We start from the raw sequence: 23,044 nt of genomic DNA, 5'->3' as shown, positions 1-23,044 counted from the left end.
CGCCGTCAGGCGGCGACATCGCTGGACCAGTCGGCCTGGTTCCACAGCCGGGCCGCGCCGCGCACGCCCGAGGAGTCGCCCCAGCGCGCCTTGACGATGCGGCTCTCCCAGCGGTCGGTGAAGACGTGCGGTCCCACCAGGCCCGGAAGACGCTCGTACAGCACGTCGACATTGGACATGCCGCCGCCCAGCACGAAGACGTCGGGATCGACGATGTCGGCGATCACCGCCAGGCCGCGGGCCAGGCGATCGAGATAGCGGTCGAGGGCGGCCTGGGCGACCTGGTCGCCGCCGGCGGCGGCCTCGACGATGGCCGCGCCGCTGAGATCGGCGCCGCCGTGCTCGCGGAAGTCGCGGCGGAAGCCGGTGCCCGAGATCCAGGTCTCCAGACAGCCATGACGGCCGCACCAGCACTGCGGACCGGGGTTTTCCTCGGCCTTGGGCCAGGGCAGCGGGACGTGACCCCACTCGCCGCCGACGCCGTTGCCGCCCTCGACCAGCTTGCCGTCGACGACGAGGCCGCCGCCGCAGCCGGTGCCGATGATCACCGCGAAGGTCACCCGCGCGCCCGCAGCCGCGCCGTCGGTGGCCTCGGACAGGGCCAGGCAGTTGGCGTCGTTGGCCAAGCGCACCTGACGATCGAGCGCGGCCTCCAGGTCCTCGCGGAACCGGCGGCCGTTCAGGTAGGTGGTGTTGGCGTTGCGCACGAGGCCGGTGCGCGGCGACACCGAGCCCGGGGCGCCGACCCCGATCGTGCCGCGGCCGCCGGCCGCCTGCTCGGTGCGAGCCACCAGGTCGCGCACGGCGGCCAGGGCGCTGTCGTAGTCGCCGGGCGTGGGAGTGCGGAGGGTCGAAAGCACGCGACCGTCAGACGACAGGGCGGTCGCCTCGATCTTGGTTCCACCGAAATCGATCCCGAGCTGGATCACCCAATACTCCCTGTCGCACGCTCGGCGACTACGCGCCGACACATATCCGCCGATGGCTTACCCTGCGTCCGCTGGGTGCGCCAGAATTAAAAAACGCTTTTTATTTATTCATAAGGTCACGGCGAGACCGTGACCATGACCACGCCGTGCGGCGCGACCTGCGCCGCGTAGCCGCCCTTGCGCGGGCCCAGGTCCTTCCCCGCCCACAGATCACGAACTCTGCCCGACAGAGTAGCAGGATAGTCGAGCATCGACCAGTCCACCCGCACCTCCGCCGGCGCCGCGCCGCGATTGAGCAGCACCACCGCCCGGCCGCCGCCCTTCAGCGGCCGCGCCCAGACCTCCAGGTCGCCCTGCCTGGACACCCGCCGCGCCTGGACGCCGAGCGGATCCTGGTCGACGGCGATGACCTCCTTGTTGGTCAGGATCGCCTTGGTGTCGGCGTCCATGTGGCCGATGTCGTTGCCGGCGATCAGCGGCGCGGCCAGCATGGCCCACAGGCTGAAATGGGCGCGGTATTCCTGCGTGGTCATGCCGCCGTTGCCGACCTCGAGCATGTCCGGGTCGTTCCAGTGGCCGGGCTTGGCGTAGGGATGAAGCTCGGCCTGCTTGTCGAGAATGTTGAGCATCCCCAGGCTGTAGCCCTTCACGCCCTCCCAGGCGTCGTAGATGTCGCCGGTGGTGCGCCAGAGGTTGCCGATCTGGGGACCCCAGGTCCAAGGCTTGGAATTTCCCCACTCGCAGATCGAGAAGACGATGTCGCGGCCCGTGGCCTGCAGCGCGGCCGACATGATGTAGTAGGACGATGGCGCATCCTGCGTACCGGCCATGCACCAGTCGTATTTCAGGTAGTCGACGCCCCAGGCGGCGTACTGGCGGGCGTCCTGGTACTCGTAGCCGCGGCTGCCGGGACGGCCGGCGCAGGTCTTCAGGCCGGCGTCGGAATAGATGCCGAACTTCAGGCCCTTGGCGTGGATGTAGTCGCCCAGGGCCTTCATGCCGCTCGGGAAACGCTTGGCGTCGGCCTGGATGTCGCCGCGCGCGTCACGCTCGCCGTGCCAGCAGTCGTCGATGACCACGTAGTCGTAGCCGGCGTCCTTCATGCCCGACGAGACCATGGCGTCGGCCATGCGCTTGATCAGCGTCTCGTCGACATTGCAGCCGAACCTGTTCCAGCTGTTCCAGCCCATCGGCGGGGTGCGGGCCAGGCCGTTGTCGGGCAGCGGCGGCGGCGGATCGTCGGCCAGGGCCGGCGCGGCGGCGAACAGCAGGGAGGCGGCCGCCAGGGTCGAGACGAGGCGCTTCATGGGCTCACGCGGAAAGGAAAAGAAGAAGGAAGACGGTCCGCCGATCCCTTGGCTCCCGCGTGCAGGAAATATGGGAAAGGCGCGGGTGGATCGACGGACCGCGAGGCGACGAAGGCCTCAGTCGTTACTGCGGGAAGATCGGTTGCGCGTGAACGCGCCAGGGCTGCGCCTGAAAGTCATGGTTCCCTCCCGGATCCTGGAGCGGCGTCGAGGCCGCGTCCGGATCACTTGGTAACGAAGTCATCACGTTCCGCGGGGGCGCGTCAATAGAATAAATAAATTTGCTTTTGTTTTTAGCGGTACCATTCTCAACGCACGTAGACGACGCCTACCCGCAGACTGCGCGGCGCGTCGTAGCTGGTGATCCCGTCGCCGGTGCGACCGGTGGCGACCTGCGCGTCGAGAGCGTTGCGCAGCTCGACCTCCAGGCGGGTCGCCGTATTGACGGTGTAGCGGGCCGAGAGGTTCAGGGTCGTAGCGGCTTGCAGGCGACGGGTGTTGAGGTCGTCGTCGAACCGCGCGCCCTCGTGGCGGGCGGCGAGGAAGAGGTCGAGGCGCTGGGCCGCCTTCCATTCCAGACCGGCCGACGCCGCCAGGCGCGGGGCCTGGGCGGGGCGCTTGCCGGTCAATTGCGGGGCGTCCGAACCACCGTCAACCTCGGCCCGGGTCGCCATCAGCGCGCCGGTCAGGGCGAGGCGTTCGGAAAGGTTGGCGCGGCCTTCCAGCTCCAGCCCGACCGCGTCGATGCGGCCGACGTTCTGGCGCTGGCGCAGCACGCCGCCGGCCGGGATGAAGCCGGCCGTCGGGAAGGTGGCCGGCCCCGTCCCGATCGTGACATTGGCCACCGGATCGTCGAGGCGGTTGAGGAACAGGGTGGCGGTCAGGCTCCCCGCCCTGCCCTCCACGCCGCCGCCGGCCTCGACGCCGTAGAGGCGCTCGGGCTTCAGGGCGGCGTTGGCCTCGGTGACGTCGTTGCCGACCCGGAACGGGCGGTGCAGCTCGTTGAGGCTGGGCGGACGGAAGCCGGCATAGGCGGCGGCGCGCAGGAAGCCGGGGCCGAGATCGCGGCGCAGGCCGATGCGGCCGGTGGGCGTGGTCGCGCTGCGGCCGGCCGGCGCCTCGTCGAGGGTGGCCGCGCCGGTCTGGGCGTCGAACTCGCGGCGGCGGGCGTCGAAGGCGCGCCAGTGGTCCAGACGCAGGTCGCCTGTGGCCAGCCAGGGGCCGGAGGTCCAGCTGGCGTCGGCATAGATCCCGGCCGTGGTGGTGCGGCCGCCGGCCTCGCGCAGGCGGGTGAACTGGCCGGACATGTAGCGGAAGCGCTCGTGGGTCTCGCCCTCGGCGGCGCGGACGTCGGCGCCCAGTTCCCACTCCAGCGGACCGCGCACGCCGCGCAGGGCGGCGTTGAAGCCAAAGCCGTAGGCCGGCGTCTCGTACTGGTCGTTGGCGGGGGTGGTCGAGGCGCGGCCGGTCGCGACCGCGACCGAGCGGTTCTGCAGGTCGCTGACCAGGGTCCAGGCCTGGAGGCGCCAGCCCCTGCGGTCCGGCGACGGCGCCTGGGCGAGGGTCAGGCTGGCCTGGGCGCCGCGCGAGCGGGCGTCGGCGCCGAACAGGCCCGAGCGGCGGTTCTCGTCATGGACGGCGACACGGGCGGCCAGGGCCGGACCGGCGGCCAGGCGCGTGTCGTAGCGCAGGGCCGCCGACCAGGCTTGCATGGCCAGGGGCTCATCGGCCGCGCCGCGTCCTTCGCGGACGGGGGTCCAGCCGTCGGAGCGCTCGGCCGAGACGCTGGCCAGGATCCCACCGGCCCCGGCCGTGAGCGCCGCGCGGCGATAGCCGAGCCCGCCGGCCTCGGCGCCGGCCTCCAGCACCTCGGCGCCGCCGTCGCGGCCGGTCAGGGCGACGACGCCGGTCAGGGCGCCCGCGCCATAGGCCTGGGCGCCGGCGCCGCGAACGATGCGGACGTCCTGGATCGTCTCGGACGGCAGGCCGCCCCAGATCACCCAGCCGCCGAAGGGATCGTTCTGCGGCACGCCGTCGAGGGTGACCAGCGCCCGCCCGGCGCCGGATGGGGCGATGGCCCGCAGCGACAGCCCCTGGGTCGTCGGATTGGCCGCCAGGCTGGATGTGCGCCGAAACAGCGAGACGCCCGGCGCCCGCGCCAGCTGCTCGTCGAGCCGGGTCGAGCGGGCCCAGGCCGGGTCGGCCAGGGTCGAGATGGCGAAGGCCCCCTCCCCCGCCGACGGCGGCAGGCGCGCGCCGGTCACGATGACTTCGGAAACGGGTGTCGCCTCGATGGGGGCGTCGAACATGGCGGCTCCAGGGCGGCGAAAGACTCGGGTCGGACTATAGCCGCTCGGCGCGGAGAAACGCCCGTGTCGGCGAAAGGACTTCGACGTCATCAATCCGTTTTGAAATCGTCGCATAAGCCACGCGCCGGTCAGGGCTGGCCGCGCAATCCGTCTGAACGACCCTGGGGGATCCACGGAATGACCCATCTTCGCGCCAGCGCCGCCGTCGGCGTGCTCGCCTTCCTGCTCGGCGCCGGATCCGCCCTCGCCGAGGCACCGGCCGTCGCGCCGGCCGTCTCGACCGCCCCGACCACCGAAGGCGGCGCCAACGGCGTGGCCCTGCTGCGCAATCCGGCCGCGCCCGAGAAGAGCTTGATCGCCGCCACCGGCGAAGGCGGCGGGCTGGAGCTCTACGGCCTGGACGGCCAGCGGGTCGGCGCGATCCCCGGCGGCGAGGTCTACGGCGTCGACGTGCGCGAGCACGAGGGCAAGCCGCTGGTGGCGCTGCTGGACCGCAAGGGCGGCCGCCTGCGCCTGGCCGCCTATGACTTCGCCACCGGCCAGGCCGCCAATCTCGACGCCAAGCCGCTGACCCTCGACTACGCCGGCGAAGGCGTCTGCCTGTGGCGCGGGTCGCGCGATCGCTCGCTCTACGCCTTCACCCTGGGCGTGGCCGGCCAGATGGACCAGTGGCTGCTGTTCCCCACCGCCGACGGCAAGCTGGACGGCCGCATCGTGCGCCGCCTGCACCTGTCGTCCGAAGCCAAGTACTGCGTCGCCGACGACGTGACCGGCGCGCTCTATGTCGCCCAGGAGGCGGTCGGCATCTGGCGCTACGCCGCCGATCCGGAATCCGATCCGGTCCCGACCCTGATCGACGCCAACCGCCTGGGCCAGATCGCCGGCGAGGTGGCGGGCCTGGCCTTGGTCGACGGCGGGCAGAACGCCCGCTTCCTGGTCGCCGCCAACGCCACGGCCGGCGACTACGCCGTCTATGACCGCTCCCAGGACGACGCCTTCACGGGCCTGTTCCGCATCCAGGCCGACCAGCAGAACGCCGTCGAGAACCCGTCGGGCCTGTTCGCCCTGCGCAGCCCCCTGGGCGATCGCCTGCCGGCCGGCGCCCTGCTGGTGGCCGACGACCGCAAGTCGGGCGCGAACATGAAGGTCGTGTCGTGGGCCGACGTGGCCGCGGGGCTCAAGCTGGCCACGGGCGACGCGGCGGGCTCCAGGCCCAAGGCCGACTTCGCCGTGGTCCGCCCGACCATGGAGACCACGCCGGTCGCCCATGACGGCGACGCCGCCGACGATCCGGCCATCTGGGCCAACCCGGCCGATCCGGCCAAGAGCGCCATCATCGCCACCGACAAGAAGGGCGGCCTGCTGGTCTATGGCCTCGACGGCAAGCCCTTGCAGTACCTGGCCGACGGCAAGATGAACAATGTCGACCTGCGGTCCGGCTTCAAGCTGGCCGGCAAGGATGTGATCCTGGTCACGGCAAGCGACCGCACCCACAAGTCGATCGCCATCTACACGCTGGACCCGGCCACCCGCCAGCTGACCTCGGTCGCCGACGGCGTGCAGGCCACGGGGCTTTCGGACCCCTATGGCCTGTGCATGTACCGAGGCAAAAAGGGTGCGACCTACGTCTTCATCAGCGATCCCGACGGTCTGGTGCGGCAATGGAAGCTGGTCGCGCAAGCCAACGGCAAGGTCCGCGCGATGCAGGTGCGCGACGTGAAGTTCGACACCCAGACCGAAGGCTGCGTCGCCGACGACGAGACCGGCGCGCTCTACGTCGCCGAAGAGGACGTCGCCCTGTGGCGGCTGGGCGCCGAGCCCTCGGACAACCGCGCGCCCAAGGCCGTCGACCGCGTGGCCGCCAACCCGGCCCTGAAGGACGACCTGGAAGGCGTCAGCATCTACGCCCAGCCGGGCGGCAAGGGCTTCATCGTCGTCTCCAGCCAGGGCAACGACAGCTACGCCGTCTATCGCCGCGAGGGCGACAACGCCTATGTCGGCAGCTTCTCGGTCGTGGCCGACGGGGCCAAGGGCATCGACGGGATCTCCGAGACCGACGGCCTGGAGGTGACCAGCGCTTCGCTGGGCGCGGGCCTGGAAGGCGGCGCCTTCGTCGCCCAGGACGGCCGCAACGTCTTCCCGCCCGAGCACCAGAACTTCAAGCTCGTGCCGTGGTCGGCGATCGCCGGGGCGCTGGGGCTGAAGTAGCAACGGCCTTCGGCCGCCCCCCCTCCGGCCCTCCGGGCCACCTCCCCCAGAGGGGGAGGATCCTGGCGCTTCAGATGCTCCCCCTCTGGGGGAGCTGTCGCGGAGCGACTGAGGGGGCCGCGCAGACGCGCGGCTGCGATCTCACGCGGCGAACCGCTGAGCTGGTGAAGGGGAGCGGAGCGCCCGGGCGACGCCCGGAGGTGCTTTGTGTTGTTACCGTTTCGACGAAGCCAAGTCGCTCCGCGCGGTCGTTTGGCTGCCGGCTTCCCGGGCGGCGGCGCTCTTAACGCCTTACCAGGACCGCCTTCGAGGTTTCCCTGTCGGACGGCGACGAGGAGAGGGGTGCTCTGTAGTCCTCGCCCAAGCCGACGGCGGGCGGGCCTGGCCAGCGCCAGGTCCCGGACGCGACGGATCTTCCCAATCCGCCCCAGTCCCGCTCGATCGCATCCCGCCGCCGCATGGTCGCTGGCCGCGCGCCCCTTCGGTGCGGCGAGACGGGGTCCATTATGCAGCGGGTTTCAGCGCGTCTGATCCAGGGCGGTGAGAAAGTTGCAAGCGGCTGGATTGGTTGGGGTTTGGCTCGCACTGGACGGGGATCCAGCTTCGTCTGTCCCCTTAAGCGATCCTTCTCCCCTTGCGGGAGAAGGTGGCGGCCGAAGGCCGTCGGATGAGGGGTCTCTCAGACATCCGAAATCGCGCCCGACCTGACCGCTGCACGCAGCTTTCAGTTTTGAGAGACCCCTCACCCGACCTCCCTCCGGGAGGCCACCCTCTCCCGCAAGGGGAGAGGGAATCCACATATTGGAATCAAAGCCCACAAAATGGGTGATCGCCTCTCCAGATCGCTCTATGGTCTGACCAATTCGACCAAGCTGCCTGACAGCGAAGCGATCTGGAGGAAGCTCATGCGGCTGGCGTCGCTGCTCATCGGTCTAGCCGTCGCCGTGTTCGCCCTGCCCGCCTGGGCGCAGGAGGCCTGGGTCACTGACAAGGCCTCGCGCGGCGCCTTTCAGATCGCCGGCGCCGAGATCCTCTATTCGCAAGGCGACGATCCGCTCGTGGGCCTGGCGGTCCAGGACCTGCGCGACGACTTGGCGGCCATCACCGGCAAGACCCCTCGCCTCTCGACGGATGCGCCCAAGGGCCGGACGGCGATCCTGGTCGGGACGCTGGGCAAGAGCCCGCTGATCGACGGGCTCGTGCGCGACAGAAAACTGAAGGTCGACGACCTGCGCGGCCGCTGGGAGGGCTTCCTGATCACCGTGGTCGAGAACCCCGCGCCCGGTCTCGACAGCGCCCTGGTGATCGCGGGCGGCGACCGAAGGGGCACGGCCTACGGCGTCTACGACCTGAGCCGCGCCATCGGCGTCTCGCCCTGGACCTGGTGGGCCGATGTTCGGCCGAGCAGGCGCAAGGCGCTCTACGTCGCCGCCGACACCCGCCGCGTCGAGGCGCCGTCGGTGAAGTATCGCGGGATCTTCATCAACGACGAGGACTGGGGCCTGCAGCCGTGGGCGGCCAAGACCTTCGACCCGGCCTATGGCGACATCGGCCCCAAGACCTACGAGAAGGTGTTCCAGCTGCTGCTGCGGCTGAAGGCCAACACCCTGTGGCCGGCCATGCACGAGGTCAGCAAGCCGTTCAACGCCGATCCGGCCAACGCCGCCCTGGCCGACCGCTGGGGGATCGTCATGGGCTCGTCCCACGCCGAGCCGATGCTGCGCAACAATGTCGGCGAGTGGAAAGCCGGCGCGGAGACCTACAACTACGCGGCCAATCCGGACGGCGTGCTCGACTACTGGCGCCAGCGGGTGAAGGCCAACGGCGGCTACGAGAACATCTACACCCTGGGCATGCGCGGCATCCACGACTCCGGCATGGTCGGCGGCGGCGACATCGACGGCCAGCGGACGCTGCTGGAGAAGATCATCGCCGACCAGCGCGGCCTGATCCGCGACCATGTCGATCCCAAGGTCGAGACCGTTCCGCAGGCCTTCACCGCCTACAAGGAGGTGCTGGACGTCTATCGCTCGGGGCTGAAGGTTCCGGAGGACGTCACCCTGGTCTGGCCGGACGACAATTTCGGCTACATCCGCCAGCTGCCCAATGCCGAAGAGCGCCAGCGCCCGGGCGGATCGGGCGTCTACTACCACCTGTCCTATCTGGGCGCGCCGCTGTCGCACCTGTGGCTGTCGACCACGCCGCCGGCCCTGGTGATCGAGGAGATGGGCCGGGCCTGGGACCTGGACGCGCGCAGGCTGTGGATCGCCAATGTCGGCGACATCAAGCCGGCCGAACTGGGCGCGCAGCTGTTCCTCGACATGGCCTGGGACGTAGACGGGGTGCGCAAGCTGGGCGCGCGCGGCTACGAGGCGCGGTTCGCTCGCGAGGTGTTCGGACCGGAACGCGCCAAGGCGATCGCCGGGATCCTGGCCGAGCACCATCAGCTGAACTTCGAGCGCAAGCCCGAGCACCTGCAATGGTTCTGGGGCCGGGGCGCGAGCCCGCGCTCGAGCCCGCTGTCGGTGGCGCAGGCGGACGCGCGGCTGGCGCGGTTCGACGCCCTGGTCGCGCGGCTGGACCGCGAGGGCGCGAAGATCCCCGCCGAGCAGCGCGACGCCTGGTTCGAACTGGTGGACTATCCGGTGCGGGCGGCCGCGGCGGCCAACCACCGCGTCTTCGACGCCGAGGCCTTCGACCGGCTGATCGCCAGCCGACCCGAGGAAGCCCGCCGCCGCGCCGACAAGGCCCGGGCGGCGGACGCGGAGATCGCCGCCCTGACCCGCCGGTTCAACAATGAGGTCGCCGGCGGCAAGTGGCGCGGCATCCTGTCGGTCGAGCCGGCCGACGGCCAGTGGACCTCGTTCCGGCAGAAGCCGTTCGTCGCCCCGGCGGCGGACGCCACCGCGCCGCGCCTGGCGCCCTTCCCGCCGACCGACACCGACGTGATCGTGGTCGAGGCCGAGACGGCGCGCGGCCCAGGCTGGCGGCGGCTGGAAGGCGTGGGACGCGGCGGAGCGGTGATGGTGGCGGGGGTCGTGACCGAGCCGTCTCGGACGCTCGCGCAGGCCGGGCCGGCGCTGGACTATGCGATCACCCTGCCGGCCGGCGCCTGGTCGCTGGACCTCGATTTGCTGCCGACCTTCCCGCTTAACGGCCAGACGGCGCTGCGGCTGGCGGTCTCGACCGACGGCGGCGCGCCTGTGGAGGTCGCGGCATCGCGCAAGGTCGGCGACAAGGCCTGGGCCGAGGGGGTGCTGGACGGGCGGGTGCGAGTGGCTAGCGGCGTGACGGTGTGCGGCGGCGCGCGGACGGTGCGGGTGGCGCAGCTGGATCCGGGGGTGGCGCTGGACGCGCTGGTGCTGCGGCCGGCGGCGGGCGGGTGTGCGAACTGAGGAACCTCCCCCTGTGGGGGAGGTGATCGCGTAGCGATCGGTGGGGGGCGTGGCCGCGAACTCAGCCGATGCGCGGGAAGCTGAAAACGTCCCCCCACCGGCCTTCGGCCGCCTCCCCCACGGGGGGAGGTTTCCTGGCTATCGCCCGACTTCTCTCTGGGAGAGGGATCAGTGGGCGGCTTCGAAGGCCTCGAAGTCCCGCTCCAGCTTCCATTGCAGCTGCGCCTTCGGGTTCGCGCCCAGGAACGCCTCGCAAGCCTTGCCCGGCTTGGTGCATTCGGTCGCGCCGCGCAGGCTTTTCCCCGGCACGAAGGCGTATTCCAGGCTGTCGCGGGCGATGGCCTTGAGGTCGCGGTAGGTCAGGCCCTGCTCGGTGGCGGCGCGCAGATATTCGTTGGTCAGGTCGATGCGCGAGACGCCCTCGTCGTCGGTCGACAGCACCACCGGCACGCCGGCGTTGCGGTAGAGGTGCAGCGGATGGTCGGCGCCCTTCACGCCCAGGATGACGTCGTTGCTGGTCAGGTTGATCTCGACGGCGACCTTGTCGCGAGCCATGCGCTTGAGCAACTCGCGCGCCTCGGCCTCGTGGGCGATGTCGACGCCGTGGCCGATGCGCGCCGCGCCCGCCACCTCGACCGCCTCGCGGATGTGGAACGACAGATCGCGCGGCGGGACCAGGCCCAGGGTCAGCTCGCCGGCGTGCAGCGACAGCTTCACCTTCGGATAGCGGGCGTGCAGGTAGCCCAGCATCCGCATGTGCAGGCGGTAGTCGGCCAGGGAGGTCGGGTTGTCTTCCGGGGCGACGATGTTGACCCCGACGAAGCGCGGGTCGCCGTCGGCCAGGGCGAAGGCGGCCGTCAGCTGGGCGAACACCACCTGCGGGGGCAGGATCCGCACGGCGAAGGCCTGGTAGCCCAGCGTCACGGCGCAGGCGCCCTGGCGCGGCTTCTGGGTCTGGCAGCCCAGGCGGCGGTCGGACTCGACCTCGGCGGCGTCCATCTCGGCGCGGACCTTGGCCACGAGGTCGGGGACGCCCGGCTCCAGGGCGGCGAAGGCCTTGTCGAAGTCGCCGTCCCAGGCCGAACCGCGGACCTTGTTCACCAGGTCGTAGACGGCGCCGGGGTTCACCGAGGTCTCGACATAGCCGACATGGTCGCCGGCGGCGTATTCGCGGACCACCGCCAGCATGGCCGGCAGGTTGTTCTCGGTCACCGCCCCGAAGCGGCCGAAGGTCGAGAAGAACTGGTCGTGGCCGGAGGCCTGGGCCCCGTCGGCGCCGGGGTTGTAGTTCAGCATCGACAGCGAGTTGAGCGCCCGGGCGTAGAGGGCCGGATCGGCCTTGGCCAGGCCCCGGGCCGGCTTGCGGCCGGGGGCGTCGCACGGTCCGCTGGCCAGGGCCGGCTGGACGTCTGTGGTGACGCACAGGCCGTCGGCGTCGGCCCAGGCCAGGAAGTCCTCGGCGTAGGGCGTCCCCGACAGGTGGTTGTGCAGGTCGCCGCCCTTGGGCATGGCCTGGAGGAACAGGCGCAGGGCGGCGCGGTTCTTCAGCGCCGCGTCGAAGGCGGCCGATGCGCGCGCTTCGGCTGAGGGCGCGGGCGGAGCCGCCAGAGCGGGCGCCAGGGCGGACGAGAGCGTCAACAGCCCGGCCGCCATGGCGAGTCCACTCGCCAGCAACTTCATTCGCGCGCGCATCGACCGCCCCCTGATCCTTTCCGCCTACCGACGATGATTTGCGGCGTTTGGCAAATCAAGCGCGGCGGAAAGGACCGGACGGTGGTCGCGGCTAGAGGTTCAGCAGCGGGAACCGCTCGGCCGCGCGGGCGGAAACCGAGGCGTCGGCCGAAAGGCCCAGACCCGCGCCGGCGCCGAGCAGCCAGCCGGTCAGCAGCAGGCCAAGACCCGCATGGAAGGTCTGCAGGGTCTCGCGCAGGCCCTCGGCGCCGGGCTTGGTGAGGTCGAAGTCGGCCTGGCCGACCGCGCCGCCGTCGATGCTGCTGGTCCAGCCGGTGGCTGAGGCGTCGTCCTCGTGGATCACCAGGCCGTCGTCATGGGCCGCGTCGAGGGCGTAGCCGTTGCCGCCCAGGGTGACGGAGAAGTCGCCCTTGGTCTGCTCGCTGACCCCGTCGATGACGATCGCCTGGTCGCCGCGGGTGACCACCACCTGCTCGGCGTAGGTCATGTTGTTCCACTTCGAGGTCTCGGTGTTGATGGTGATCTTCGTGCCGTTCTCGAGCTGAAAGGTGGTCGTGCCCCAGAAGTCGCCGATGTGCTCGCCGTTGTAGCTGACATGGGGGTCGCCCCAGACACGGGTGGCGTTGCCGTCGGCGTCGCGCACGACGACCTCGGAATTGGCTTCGTTGATCGACAGGGTGTAGCCGTCGCCGATGTCGATCTCGGCCTTGCCCTCGCCGGGCATGGTCGCGGTGAAGGGCTGCTGGGCGGGCGCGGGCTGGAACAGGCCGGCGACGATGGCGCCCAGGGTGAACTGCATGGCGCCGAAGCTTCCCAGCGACTTGCCGAGCTCGGCCCCGATCCCGGTCAGGATCGCGCTGTTGATCGCCGTGCTCAGCGACCCGTTGATGGTGGTCATCGCTCCTACCCTCTCTGTTCGCCGCCATGCGGCCTGCGACGAAAGGTGGCGCCGAGCGGGGCCGTCGAGATAGCTGGGGCGTACCCCATCAGGGAAAACCCTAGCTCAGGTTTTTCCTTCTCCCCTTGCGGGAGAAGGTGTCATCCGAAGGATGACGGATGAGGGGTCTCTCAGATGAGCGACGCCCCGCCCGGCCTGAGCGCTGCACGCGGTTTTGAGTTCTGAGAGACCCCTCACCCGACCTCGCTCCGCGAGGCCACCCTCTCCCGCAAGGGGAGAGGGATCAGGGTTTCCCATCCAGTCCGCGAAGCACCTGCAGGATCGTCGAGGGCCGGGCGCCGATCTCGTTGAGCAGCAGTTGGACGAGGCCCGTCAGCATGGCCAGGACCACCGCCGTGGCGATCCACGACTTGATGGCCAGGCCCAGGGAGAAGACGTTGAGCTGCGGGGCGTAGCGGTTGATCAGGCCAAGGCCGCCATCGACCAGGTAGAGCACGATCAGGGCCGGGGTCGACAGCATCACCGCCATCACCATCAGCCGCGAGAACTCGCCCTCGAACAGGGAAAGGCTGCGCAAGGACAGCATCGGGGTCAGGCTGCCGATCGGCCAGATGGCGTAGCTGTCGAGGATCACCCCGACCATCAGCAGCAGGCCGCCGGAAAACATGAAGACGAAGTTGGCCAGGCGGCCGAGGAACTCGCCGGTGAGCGAGGTCTGGTGGCCGCTCAGGGGATCGACGACCTGGGCCATGGTCGCCCCGACCTTGGCGTCGATGATCTGGCCGGCGGCCTCCAGGGCCCACAGCATGGTCCCGAAGAAGAAGCCGATGACCAGGCCGATCACCGCCTCCTTGCCGAAGATCAGGATCCACTGGACCGTCGGCAGCTCCATCTGGGCGACCTGCGGCTGAAGGGTGATGACGATGATCCCGAAGGCCAGGAAGATCGAGTTGCGCACCAGGGCCGGCACGGTCTCGGGCGACAAGAGCGGCAGCAGCATGAAGGCGGCCGCCACCCGGGTCGCGCCGACCGCGAGCACCATGGTGTTGGAGAAGATCGCGCCCAGCCAGTCGGGCGTGTTCATCGGCGGACCATGGCCGGGAACTCGGTGAACACCCGGTCGCCGAAGCGATAGAGCGTGCCGCCCAGCAGGCTGGCGGTGACGAAGATGGTCAGCACGATGGCGAAGAACTTGGCCGCGTACTGCAGGGTCTGCTCCTGCAGCTGGGTGGCCGACTGGATGACCGCCACCAGGAGGCCGACCAGCGAGGCGGCGACGATCGGCGGGGCCGACAGGATCAGCACCAGCCAGAGGGCCTGGTTGACGAGCTCGATGGCCTGGGCGTTCAGCATGGCGCGGCCCTCCTCACGTGTAGGACAGCACGAGGCCGTGGGCGAGCTTCACCCAGCCGTCGATCAGCACGAACAGCAGAAGCTTGAACGGTAGCGACACCGTGGTCGGCGACAGCATCATCATGCCCATGGCCAGCAGGATGTTGGACACCACGAGGTCGATGATCAGGAACGGCAGGAAGATCAGGAAGCCGATCTGGAAGGCGGCCGCCAGCTCCGAGACGGTGAAGGCCGGGACGACGACGATGAAGTCGCGCTGGGTCAGGGCGCGGGCCGTTTCCGGGCCGTTGATGCGCTGGGCGGTCTTCAGGAAGAAGGCGCGCTCGCGGGGCGTCGAGTGCTTGATCAGGAACTCGCGCAGCGGCTCCTTGGCCTTGTCGGCGTAGGTGAACAGCGCCTGGGTGTCGCTGCTGACGGCGGCGATCGGTTTTACGCCCTGGTTGGCGGCGGCCATCTGCTGGCCGACCGGATACATGACGTAGAGCGTCAGGATCAAAGCCAGGCCGTTGAGCACGATGTTGGGCGGCACCTGCTGCAGGCCCAGCGCATTGCGCAGCAGGCTGAGCGTGACGACGATCTTGGTGAAGGAGGTGACCATCACCGCCACGAACGGCGCCAGCGCCAGCAGGATGACGGTGATGAGGGCCGAGCCGGGCGAGAACTGCGAGAGGTCCATCTGCGCTCAGCCCTCGCCGCCTATGGTTTCCACCAGCACGCCCCAGGCCTCGCCGACCGGCACGAGGCGGCCGCGGGCGATCGGGCGACCGCCGGCCAACAGCACGGCGGGAGCGTCCTCGCGCGGGCCGGCCAGCACGACGGTCGCGCCGGGCCGAAGACCCGACAGCTCCGACAGCGGCAGGCTGGCCTCGCCCAGCAGCACCTTCAGCGGCACGGGCAGGTCGGCGGGCGCGACCGGCGCGGCGTCGGTCGGAACCTCGTCCGTGGGGACGACGGCGATGTCGAGCGGCGGCGGAGCCATGGCGCTCTCCTCGATGGCGTTGAGCGTGAAGCGATGGTGGGAAAGGTCGAACCGGCCGACGAGGCGGCGGTCGAACAGGGTCAGGCTGGCCAGGCCCGGGCGCGAGGCCGACAGCGGGGTCAGCACGATGTCGCCGGGGCGCAGGGAGGCGGCGGTGGCCGCCGGCAGCTCCGGGCCGTCCAGCACCAGCGGGCCGGCGGCGGGCACGGCCAGGTGCGCGCCGAGCGCCCAGGGATCGAAGATCGGTTCGGGCCAGGCGCGGGCGGCCTGCGGATCGACGGCCAGGACCAGCCGGGCGAAGGGCGCGCCGTCCTGGGCCAGGACCTCGATCGACAGGGCCAGCGGGCCGTCGGGCGCCTGGGTCTCGACGCCCAGGGGGGCGAGGCTCTCGGTGGTCGCGGCCTCGATGGCGGCCACGACCGGCTCGACGCGGTCGAGGCCGATCAGCAGCTCTGCGTCGTCGGCCGGGGCGAAGGCGGCGCCGGCGAGCTCGCGGATCGCCAGACGCTGGCCGGCTTCGAACAGGATCCAGGGTCCGGGACCGGGCTCGGGGTCCAGCGAAACGCGGGTGACGAGGCCCGGCGCGCGCAGGGCCGCCAGCACGGCCAGGGCGCGGTTGCGGGCGATGAGATCGGAAAGGTCGGCGGCGGGGCCGGCGCCCTCCCCCGCTTCGAGGTCGAGGAAGGCGCTCATGCGTCGTCGTCCACGCTGCCGGTGACGGCCATGCGCACCAGCCGGGTCAGGCTGGCGGCCTCCGTCTTGGCCATGATCCGCGAGCGGTGCAGCTCGACGGTCTTGGGGCTGATGCCCAGCTCGTAGGCGATGACCTTGTTGACCTTGCCGGCCACCACCAGGGCCATGACCTCGCGCTCGCGGTCGGTGAGCCCGGCGACGCGGCGGGCGTAGGCCTCCTGGCCAGGGCTCAGCGCTGGCCGAACTTGGGCGAAGGCGCGTTCGAGCGCGGCCTCCAGGGCCGCTTCCTGAAACGGCTTCTCCAGGAAGGTGACGGCGCCCTTCTGCATAGCCTCGACCGCCAGCGGCACGTCGCCGTGGCCGGTCATGAAGATCACCGGCCGCTGGCAGCCCCTGGCCTTCAGGGCGTCGAGCAGTTCGAGGCCCGACATGTCGGGCATGCGCACGTCCAGCAGCAGGCAGGCGTCGGCCGGCGGCTCGCCGGCGTCGAGGAAGGCCCGGGCGCCGTCGAAGGTGGAGACGGCGTAGCCCAGGCTCTCCAGCCACCAGGCGGCGGACTGGCGGAACTCGCCGTGGTCGTCGACCAGGCAGACCGCGCCGAGCGGCGGCGGGAGGTCCGGCGCGGGCGTCAGTGTCGATGCAGAGGGGGTGGTCATGGCTCCTCCTGGCGCGCCGCGGGCAGCGCGATGTGGAATACGGTCCCCCCCTCGGGATCCGGGGCGTGCCAGAGCCGCCCGCGATGCAGTTCGACAATGGATCGGCAGATGCCGAGCCCCACCCCCATGCCGCCGGGCTTGGTCGAGAAGAACGGCGAGAACATCCTGTCGGCGGCGGCCGCATCGACGCCGGGACCGCTGTCGGCGACGGTCAGCTCGACCATGCGGTCGGAGCCTTCCATGGAGCCGGCGGCGATGGTCAGGCGGCGCGGCCCGGGCCGGCCGCGCATGGCGTCCAGGCCGTTGCGGGCCAGGTTGACCAGCACCTGCTGGATCATCACCGCATCGCCCAGCACCGGCGGCAAGGCGTCGAAGCGCGCGCGGGCCACGACCTTGTCGCGGGCGATCTCCCAGTCGAGCAGGTCGAGCGTGGCGCGGACCAGCCGGGGCAGATCCAGCGGCTCGACCTGGGGCTGGCGCTGCTCGACGAAGGAGCGCATGCGCTGGATGACGCCCGAGGCGTAGAGCGCCTGCTCGGCGGCGCGATCGAGGGCCTCGACGCCCTCCTCGGTCGACAGCGCCCCGCGCGACAGCCGGGCCTTCAGCCCCCGAGCGATGTTGGCGATCGAGCCGATCGGCTGGTTCAGTTCGTGGGCGATCATCGTCGCCATCTCGCCCACCGACATGACGCGCGAGGTCAGCAGCAGGCGTTCGCGGTCGGCCAGGCGCCGGGCCTCGGCCTGTCGGCGTTCGGCGGCGCTGGAGAGGATCAGGTGGACGCGGCCGTCGCCGGCGACGGTGCGGGCCTCGAAGGCCTGGCCGTCCAGGTCGAGCGGGTGCAGCCCGCCCTCCCCGCGCTGGACCGCCTCGACCGCCGCCAGCAGGCCACCGGCCGGGGCCTGGCCGGGCATGAGGCCCGGCGTCAGCCGCGCGAAAGCCGCGGTGCGCCAGGCCAGGCGCGGCGCGGCGGCGTCCTCGAAGGCGGCGACGGCGAGGTCGAGCGCCTCCAGGGCCTCAGCCTCGGCCGACTGGGCCAGCAGGGCGGCGAGGCCGGTCATGCGGCCTTCTCCTTGTGTCGGGAGACCCCGACGGGCCTTCCTCCTAGGGAAAACCCGACTGGCGGCGGCGCGTTGATCTTCGTATCGAGAGACTGAAGGAGTTCGCCATGTCCGCCAGCCGCATCGACGCCCCGTCCGTTTCCGGCGTCTGGAGCCACGGCCTTTCGGGGATTTCCCCGGCCGGCGAGCCCTCGCGCGCCCAGGCCTTCGACGACTTCTCCGGCTTCTCGCGCCAGGACGGCCGCATCGGCCTGTCGGGCGTCTCGCGCGACCTGGACGACACGGCCCGCGCCGTGGCCGACCGCCTCACCGACGCCCGCGACAACGGCTTCGTCTGACGCTAGCGTCGGGGCGTGACCGCCGACCGCATCCTCAAATCCGAGCCCGACTGGTTCGGCGCCGCCCAGGCCCTGGTCGAGGGCCTGCAGGGCCAGCCGAGCCTGGACCGGCGCGTCGACGTGCTGGAGCGCGTCTGCACCGACCTGGGCGATGCGCTCTATCCGGGCTTCGCCAAGCTGCTGGCGGCCGTGGCTCATTTCGGCGAGCCCGAGGTCAAGGCGATGGTCGCGGATGCGCTGGCCCAGGCCCTGCTGACCGCCCGCCTGCCCGCCGCGCGGGTGCCGGCCTGGGGCGCGGGCGGCTTTTCCAGTCTGGGTGTGGGCGGACCGCTGCTGAGCAACAGCCGCAAGGTCGGTCCACTGGAGTTCCTTTGCGTCTGGCTGGTGCGCGACATCGCCGACGCCCCGCTGGACGCCGAGGCCTTCGAGACGGCGGCGACCTATCTGCTGGACCTCGTCTCGGCCTCGCCCAAGGCGGCCAGCCTCTACATCGACAAGCTGCGGGCCGACGCCGCCGACCCGACCGAGGGCCTGCACAACGCCCAGAGCCGCCGGCTGATCGAGATCCTGGCCGAGCGCTGGGGCGCCGGCGATCCGCCGGCCGAGGTGGCCCGCGCCGTGGCCCGCGCGGCGCAGGCCGATCGGGGGCGGTTCGGACTGCCGTCGAGGTAGGGAGAGTTGGCCCTCCCAAATGATCCCGTCATTCCCGCCCTTGTGGCGGCCCCCCCTGGCTCCGCTCGCAAGTGAAGCGCCAGCGGCGTGCTGAGCACGCCGCCCCGACTGCCCTTGCGGCTGACAGAGGGGTTCCCGCCACAAGGGCGGGAATGACGGGAGTTGAGGAGGAGCCCGCTGCGTCACCGCACCCTCCGGATCAGGCTTTCCGGATCCAGGCCGTCGTCGGCCTCGACGAAGAGGTCGGCCAGGGCCAGGCCCCGCACCTCAAGCCGCTTGCGCAGGGCCTCCAGGGCCTTGGTCACTTCGGGCGTGGCGTCGGGACGGGCGGCCAGGGTCAGGGAGACCGCGCCGTCGGGGCCGCGCGCCAGGCCCAGGCCCGTCAGCAGCGAGTTCTTGTCGGCCAGACCCAGGGCCAAAGCCTTGCGGTCGCCGCCGGCGGCGATCCAGGCCTGGTCCATCGCAGTGGCGAAGGCCTCGATCTCGGCGGCGCTGGCCGTCGCCGGCCCGGTCACGGGGATGTCGACCGCCTCGCCGCCCTGGCGGGTCAGGGCCGCCAGGGCGTCGACGCCCGTGGGTTCGACGGCGGAAGCCAAGTCCTTGAACTCGCGGGCCGGTCCCAGCAGGGCGGAAAGATCGATGCTCGCCCCCTCCTCCTTCTCCTCGCGCTCGGCCTCCTTCTGGCGTTCGGCGCGGGCCGGCTGGCGGGCGACGGGCTCGCGACGGTCGGCGGCCTGCTGCAGGGCGGCCTGGAACTCGGCGCCGCGCCAGGGCGCAGCCTGATCGGACGAGGACGACCGCTGGCTGGCGCTGCTGGAACGGTCAGACGATGCGCTCTCACGAATGGCGGTCATCGGGTTCTCCTCAGGGCGCCGGCGTCCTCGATCTCCAGCTGCTCGCGGGCCTCGCGGTCGGCGGCGACCAGGGCGCGGGCCATGTCCAGGCGGCCGCTCATGGCGTCGAAGCGCCCCTGGGCGCGGGCGAGGTCCCGCAGGGCGACGGCGAGATCCTCACGGGCCAGATCCAGGGCCACGGCTTCCTGGTCGCGCAGGCGCTGGTCGGCGTCGCGGGCCGTGGCGATCGCTTCGCGGCGGGCCAGGGCGGCCTCGATCAGGTGGGCCGCGCCCGACAGGCCGCCGGCGAACCAGTCGTCGAGCCGGGCCTTGGCCAGGTCGTGGGCGGCGATCGACCGGTCGCGGGCCTCCAGCGCCATGACCGCCTCGGCGACCTTGCCGCGGGCCTGCGCGGCCTCGCGCATGGACTTCTCGACGCGGCGCTCGCGCAGCTTGACCACCGGAGTCAGGGCCTGGACCTGGACGCGGGCGCTCATGCGGCCGTCTCCATCAGGGCGGCCAGGGCCTGGTCGAAGGCGACGGCGTCATGCGCGCCCTGGCGCAGCAGGCCGGTGATGGCCGCGCGACGGGCGATGGCCTCGTCGGCCAGCGGGTCGCCGCCGGGCTTGTACTCGCCGATCTGCAGCAGGAACTCGATCTCGGCGTACTTGGCCATCCAGCCGCGCACCTTCGAGGCGGCCGCCTGCTGCTCCGGACCCGTGACGCGCGGGAAGACCCGGCTGAGGCTGGCGGCGACGTCGATGGCCGGATAGTGGCCGGCCTGGCCGAGCTTTCGGGACAGATAGATGTGGCCGTCGAGGATCGAGCGGACTTCCTCGCCGACCGGATCGCCGCCCTCCTCGTCCTCGATCAGCACGGTGTAGAAGGCGGTGATCGCCCCGCCCTCGATCGCGCCCGCCCGCTCGAACAGGCGGGGCAGCTCGGCGAAGACCGACGGCGGGAAGCCCCGGCGCACGGCCGGCTCGCCCACCGACAGGCCGATCTCGCGCAGGGCGCGGGCGAAGCGGGTGACGCTGTCCATCTGCAGCATGACGCGGCGGCCCTCGGCGCGGAACCCCTCGGCGATGGCGGTGGCGACGTGGGCGGCGCGCACCCGCTCCATGGCCGGGCGGTCGGACGTGGAGACGATGACCACCGAGCGGGCCAGGCCCTCCGGCCCCAGGCAGTCGTCGAGGAACTCGCGCACTTCCCGCCCCCGCTCGCCGATCAGGGCGATGACGTTGACGTCGCTGCGGGCGTGGCGGGCGAACATGCCCAGCAGGGTCGACTTGCCGCCGCCGGCCATGGCGAACAGGCCCACGCGCTGGCCCTCGCCCGTGGTCAGCAAGGCGTCGACGCTGCGCACCCCGGTGGCGAAGGGCTGATTGATCGGCGGGCGGGACAGCGGATTGGGGGCCTCGCCATAGACCGGGAACGGCCGCAGCAGGCCGGTGATGGGACCGAGGCCATCGAGCGGCTCGCCATGGGCGTCGAGCACCCGGCCCAGCAGCCCCTCGCCCACCCCGATCTCGCTGCGGCGCGGGCCGGCCACGACCTCGGCGTCGACGGCCACGCCCTCCAGCCGCGCCAGGGGCGTCAGGATCGCCGCGCCGCCGTCGAGGCCGACGACCTGGGCCTTGACCGTGTGTCCGCCGGCGCGATCGATGATCTCGCACTCCTGGCCGATGCGGACGTCCAGGCCCGTGGCGCGGACGGTGGTGCCGAAGGCCTGGGCCACGCGGCCGCGCCGCTCGACGGTGCGGGCGCCGCGCAGGACCTCGCGCAGGCGGGCGTCGGTATCGGCGTCGAGGCTCATGCGGCGGCCTCTCCGGCGGGGGCGGCGAAGATCGCTTCGAGCGCCCGCAGCTGGGTTTCGAGCCCGGCGTGGGTGCGGCCCGAGGGGGTGTCGAGCACGCAGTCGCCGGCTGGCAGGTCAGAGTCACCGACCACCTCGATGCGGGCGTCGATCGACCACAGGCGGCGGGTCACCGCGCCGGCGGCCTCGGGGGCGACGCGGACGCGGATCGGCTCTTCGGGCAGCAGGTCGCGGGCGGCCTGCTCGGCCAGGGCGGCCAGCACCTCGTCGGGCGCCAGGCCGGCGGCGATGCGGCGGACGATGTCCAGCGCCAGGGCGCCGGCGCTGGCCCGCAGGCGGTCGCGCTCGACCTGGAGCGCGGCGTGGACGCCGGCCAGCGCCTGGGCGGTCTCGCGGGCGGCGGCGGCGGCGCCTTCGGCGTGGCCCTGGGCGAAGCCGTCGCGCAGGGCGGCCTCGCGGGTCGCCTGGCGCAGGGCGTCGAGGGCGGCGGTCAGCTCGGCCGCGTCGCGCACCGCGCCGACGTCCTCGCGGCGGATCACCGGCTGGTCGGTCAGCAGCGCGGCCGAGGGACCCGAGGAAAGCAGCAGATAGGTCATGCGGCGGCCTCCAGCGCGCCGGCCTCGAAGGCCATGAAAAGTCCCCGCGCGACGTGGGCCGCGCTGCGTCCGCGCTCGGGATCGAGCGCCAGGGGGGCGAGGTCGAAGAGATCGCGCAGGCGATCGGCGGCGGCGGGCCGATCGGCGACCTCGGCCAGCAGCACGGCCGCGCCGAGAGCGACGAAGGCCGCGTCGTCGGCCAGGGCGGCGTCAGCCTGCGGGATGGCGGGCGCGAGCCCCGGCGGCGAGGCCAGGACGGCGTCCAGGGCCGCCTCGCCGATCCGCCGGGCGACCCGCGCCAGGCGGCGGCCGTCGATCGAGCGTTGCAGGACCGCCGTGCAGGCCGCCGCCGCCGCGAAATCGGCCAGGTGCGCGCGACGCTCGACCGGCCAAGCGGCCCAGTCGGGCGCGGCGGCGACGTCGGCGAAGGCCAGGACGGTCTCGGGTCGGCCGGCCAGACGCCGGGCTAGGCGCGCCGCGCGCGGACCCACGCTCCCCGACGCTCCGAGGCCGGTCAGGAGACGAGCCTGGGCGCCCAGCCGTTCGCGGTCGGCCCGGGCGCTCATGCGGCGGGTCCCGTCGGTTCGGTCAGGGTCCGCAGCTTGCGGCGCGGCCTGAAGCGGCTGGTGCGGCTGACGACATAGGCCCCCACCCCGCCGATCGCCGCCAGTATGGCGATGGCCGGCATGGTGAAGCTCTTGATCGGCGAGACCGGGGCGGCGGCCATCACCGGCTTGGCCGGGAACATCACCACCGTCACCTTGTCGTAGGGCAGGCCCTCGATGGAGTTGGTGACCAGGGCCTTGATCGACCCCACCTGGCCCGACAGATCGACGTCGGGGTTGTGGCGGATGAACACCGAGGCCGAGGACGGCTTTTGCTGCTCGGCCAGCGGGTCGGCCTCGGGCACGGCGATGTGCACCCTCGCCTGCACCACGCCGTCGATCGACGAGATGGTCTGGCTGAGCTCCTGGCTCAGGCCGTACATCAGCCGGGCCCGCTGCTCCATCGGCGAGGAGACGAAGCCCTCCTTCTTGAACACCTCGCCCAGGCTCTCGAACTTGTCGCGCGGATAGCCCTGGTCGTGCAGCACGGCCACGGCCGAGGAGAACTGCTCGGCCCGGGTCTTCAGCGCCCAGACCTTGCCGTCCTTGCTGCTCTTCGAGGCCGAGACGTTGGCGTTCTGGAGCACGGCGACCATCTCGTTGGCCTCGCGCTCGGAAAGCCCGCCGTAGAGCTCCTTCTCCGCGCAGGCGGTGAGGCCCAGGGCCGTGGCGACCAGCAAAGCCGGCAGGATCTTGCGCATCGTCGC

The 23,044-nt window shown here is 71.7% G+C and carries 21 protein-coding genes; 4 read left to right on the top strand and 17 right to left on the bottom strand.

Annotation, left to right across the window (positions count from 1 at the left end; genetic code table 11):
- Positions 1-5 precede the first annotated feature (5 nt).
- The 3 genes from AC1RRS_RS20960 to AC1RRS_RS20950 all read right to left on the bottom strand — a co-directional run bounded on the left by AC1RRS_RS20960 (position 6) and on the right by AC1RRS_RS20950 (position 4,545).
- Positions 6-929, bottom strand: coding sequence for an ROK family protein (locus AC1RRS_RS20960; protein ID WP_492856849.1), 924 nt, complete (start codon positions 927-929; stop codon positions 6-8).
- A gap of 116 nt (positions 930-1,045) precedes the next feature.
- Positions 1,046-2,236: a glycoside hydrolase family 27 protein gene (locus AC1RRS_RS20955; protein WP_492856848.1), complete on the bottom strand. Its 1,191-nt coding sequence runs from the start codon at positions 2,234-2,236 to the stop codon at positions 1,046-1,048.
- 308 nt (positions 2,237-2,544) lie between these two features.
- A complete protein-coding gene (locus AC1RRS_RS20950) occupies positions 2,545-4,545 on the bottom strand; it encodes a TonB-dependent receptor (RefSeq protein WP_492856847.1) in 2,001 nt (666 codons plus the stop codon).
- A 177-nt stretch (positions 4,546-4,722) separates the two neighbouring features.
- On the opposite strand from AC1RRS_RS20950, the gene AC1RRS_RS20945 reads away from it, so the two are divergent.
- On the top strand, positions 4,723-6,753 hold the full coding sequence (locus AC1RRS_RS20945) for a phytase (protein WP_492856846.1): 2,031 nt from the start codon (positions 4,723-4,725) through the stop codon (positions 6,751-6,753).
- Positions 6,754-7,658: 905 nt separating this feature from the next.
- Positions 7,659-10,148 carry a glycosyl hydrolase 115 family protein gene (locus AC1RRS_RS20940; protein ID WP_492856845.1) on the top strand — a complete coding sequence of 830 codons (2,490 nt, stop codon included), beginning with the start codon at positions 7,659-7,661 and terminating at the stop codon, positions 10,146-10,148.
- Positions 10,149-10,316: 168 nt separating this feature from the next.
- On the opposite strand, the gene AC1RRS_RS20935 is transcribed toward AC1RRS_RS20940, so the two are convergent.
- The 8 genes from AC1RRS_RS20935 to AC1RRS_RS20900 form a co-directional block, all read right to left on the bottom strand.
- Entirely contained in the window at positions 10,317-11,786 is a 1,470-nt protein-coding gene (locus tag AC1RRS_RS20935) for an adenosine deaminase family protein (protein WP_492856844.1), read from the bottom strand.
- A 145-nt stretch (positions 11,787-11,931) separates the two neighbouring features.
- A complete protein-coding gene (locus AC1RRS_RS20930) occupies positions 11,932-12,738 on the bottom strand; it encodes a DUF1521 domain-containing protein (protein ID WP_492856843.1) in 807 nt (268 codons plus the stop codon).
- A gap of 283 nt (positions 12,739-13,021) precedes the next feature.
- On the bottom strand, positions 13,022-13,822 hold the full coding sequence (gene sctT / locus AC1RRS_RS20925) for a type III secretion system export apparatus subunit SctT (RefSeq protein ID WP_492856842.1): 801 nt from the start codon (positions 13,820-13,822) through the stop codon (positions 13,022-13,024).
- The gene (sctS, locus tag AC1RRS_RS20920) at positions 13,819-14,091 is read right to left on the bottom strand and encodes a type III secretion system export apparatus subunit SctS (RefSeq protein WP_110119753.1); all 273 of its coding nucleotides are present in this window, start codon (positions 14,089-14,091) and stop codon (positions 13,819-13,821) included. Before sctS ends, sctT begins: the two co-directional genes overlap by 4 nt.
- Before the next feature lie 13 nt (positions 14,092-14,104).
- Positions 14,105-14,767, bottom strand: a complete 663-nt coding sequence (gene sctR / locus AC1RRS_RS20915) for a type III secretion system export apparatus subunit SctR (RefSeq protein WP_110119752.1) — start codon at positions 14,765-14,767, stop codon at positions 14,105-14,107.
- 6 nt (positions 14,768-14,773) lie between these two features.
- Positions 14,774-15,763: a FliM/FliN family flagellar motor switch protein gene (locus AC1RRS_RS20910; RefSeq protein WP_492856841.1), complete on the bottom strand. Its 990-nt coding sequence runs from the start codon at positions 15,761-15,763 to the stop codon at positions 14,774-14,776.
- The gene (locus tag AC1RRS_RS20905; RefSeq protein ID WP_492856840.1) at positions 15,760-16,419 is read right to left on the bottom strand and encodes a response regulator transcription factor; all 660 of its coding nucleotides are present in this window, start codon (positions 16,417-16,419) and stop codon (positions 15,760-15,762) included. The genes AC1RRS_RS20910 and AC1RRS_RS20905 overlap by 4 nt, the downstream gene beginning before the upstream one ends.
- Positions 16,416-17,477, bottom strand: a complete 1,062-nt coding sequence (locus AC1RRS_RS20900) for a sensor histidine kinase (protein ID WP_492856839.1) — start codon at positions 17,475-17,477, stop codon at positions 16,416-16,418. Before AC1RRS_RS20900 ends, AC1RRS_RS20905 begins: the two co-directional genes overlap by 4 nt.
- Before the next feature lie 107 nt (positions 17,478-17,584).
- Here AC1RRS_RS20900 and AC1RRS_RS20895 point away from each other — a divergent pair, with 107 nt between their 5' ends.
- Both AC1RRS_RS20895 and AC1RRS_RS20890 read left to right on the top strand, forming a co-directional pair.
- The gene (locus AC1RRS_RS20895; protein WP_492856838.1) at positions 17,585-17,815 is read left to right on the top strand and encodes a hypothetical protein; all 231 of its coding nucleotides are present in this window, start codon (positions 17,585-17,587) and stop codon (positions 17,813-17,815) included.
- 15 nt (positions 17,816-17,830) lie between these two features.
- Positions 17,831-18,487, top strand: coding sequence for a hypothetical protein (locus tag AC1RRS_RS20890; protein ID WP_492856837.1), 657 nt, complete (start codon positions 17,831-17,833; stop codon positions 18,485-18,487).
- A 182-nt stretch (positions 18,488-18,669) separates the two neighbouring features.
- On the opposite strand, the gene AC1RRS_RS20885 is transcribed toward AC1RRS_RS20890, so the two are convergent.
- The 6 genes from AC1RRS_RS20885 to sctJ are packed head-to-tail and all read right to left on the bottom strand — an operon-like array spanning position 18,670 to position 23,038.
- Complete coding sequence (locus tag AC1RRS_RS20885; protein WP_492856836.1) at positions 18,670-19,341, bottom strand: hypothetical protein; 672 nt, start codon at positions 19,339-19,341, stop codon at positions 18,670-18,672.
- A complete protein-coding gene (locus AC1RRS_RS20880; RefSeq protein ID WP_492856835.1) occupies positions 19,338-19,817 on the bottom strand; it encodes a hypothetical protein in 480 nt (159 codons plus the stop codon). The genes AC1RRS_RS20885 and AC1RRS_RS20880 overlap by 4 nt, the downstream gene beginning before the upstream one ends.
- Positions 19,814-21,136: a FliI/YscN family ATPase gene (locus tag AC1RRS_RS20875; RefSeq protein ID WP_492856834.1), complete on the bottom strand. Its 1,323-nt coding sequence runs from the start codon at positions 21,134-21,136 to the stop codon at positions 19,814-19,816. Before AC1RRS_RS20875 ends, AC1RRS_RS20880 begins: the two co-directional genes overlap by 4 nt.
- On the bottom strand, positions 21,133-21,732 hold the full coding sequence (locus AC1RRS_RS20870; RefSeq protein ID WP_492856833.1) for a FliH/SctL family protein: 600 nt from the start codon (positions 21,730-21,732) through the stop codon (positions 21,133-21,135). The genes AC1RRS_RS20875 and AC1RRS_RS20870 overlap by 4 nt, the downstream gene beginning before the upstream one ends.
- Entirely contained in the window at positions 21,729-22,298 is a 570-nt protein-coding gene (locus AC1RRS_RS20865; RefSeq protein WP_492856832.1) for a hypothetical protein, read from the bottom strand. The genes AC1RRS_RS20870 and AC1RRS_RS20865 overlap by 4 nt, the downstream gene beginning before the upstream one ends.
- Positions 22,295-23,038 (bottom strand): type III secretion system inner membrane ring lipoprotein SctJ, encoded by a 744-nt coding sequence (gene sctJ, locus AC1RRS_RS20860; RefSeq protein WP_492856831.1) that lies wholly within the window; start codon positions 23,036-23,038, stop codon positions 22,295-22,297. The genes AC1RRS_RS20865 and sctJ overlap by 4 nt, the downstream gene beginning before the upstream one ends.
- Between the last annotated feature and the right edge of the window lie 6 nt (positions 23,039-23,044).

The sequence above is a fragment of the Caulobacter sp. GW821-FHT12A07 genome (genome assembly GCF_058807655.1).
Note: the sequence above shows the minus strand (reverse complement) of the source record. Positions and strands in the feature narration are given on the sequence as shown.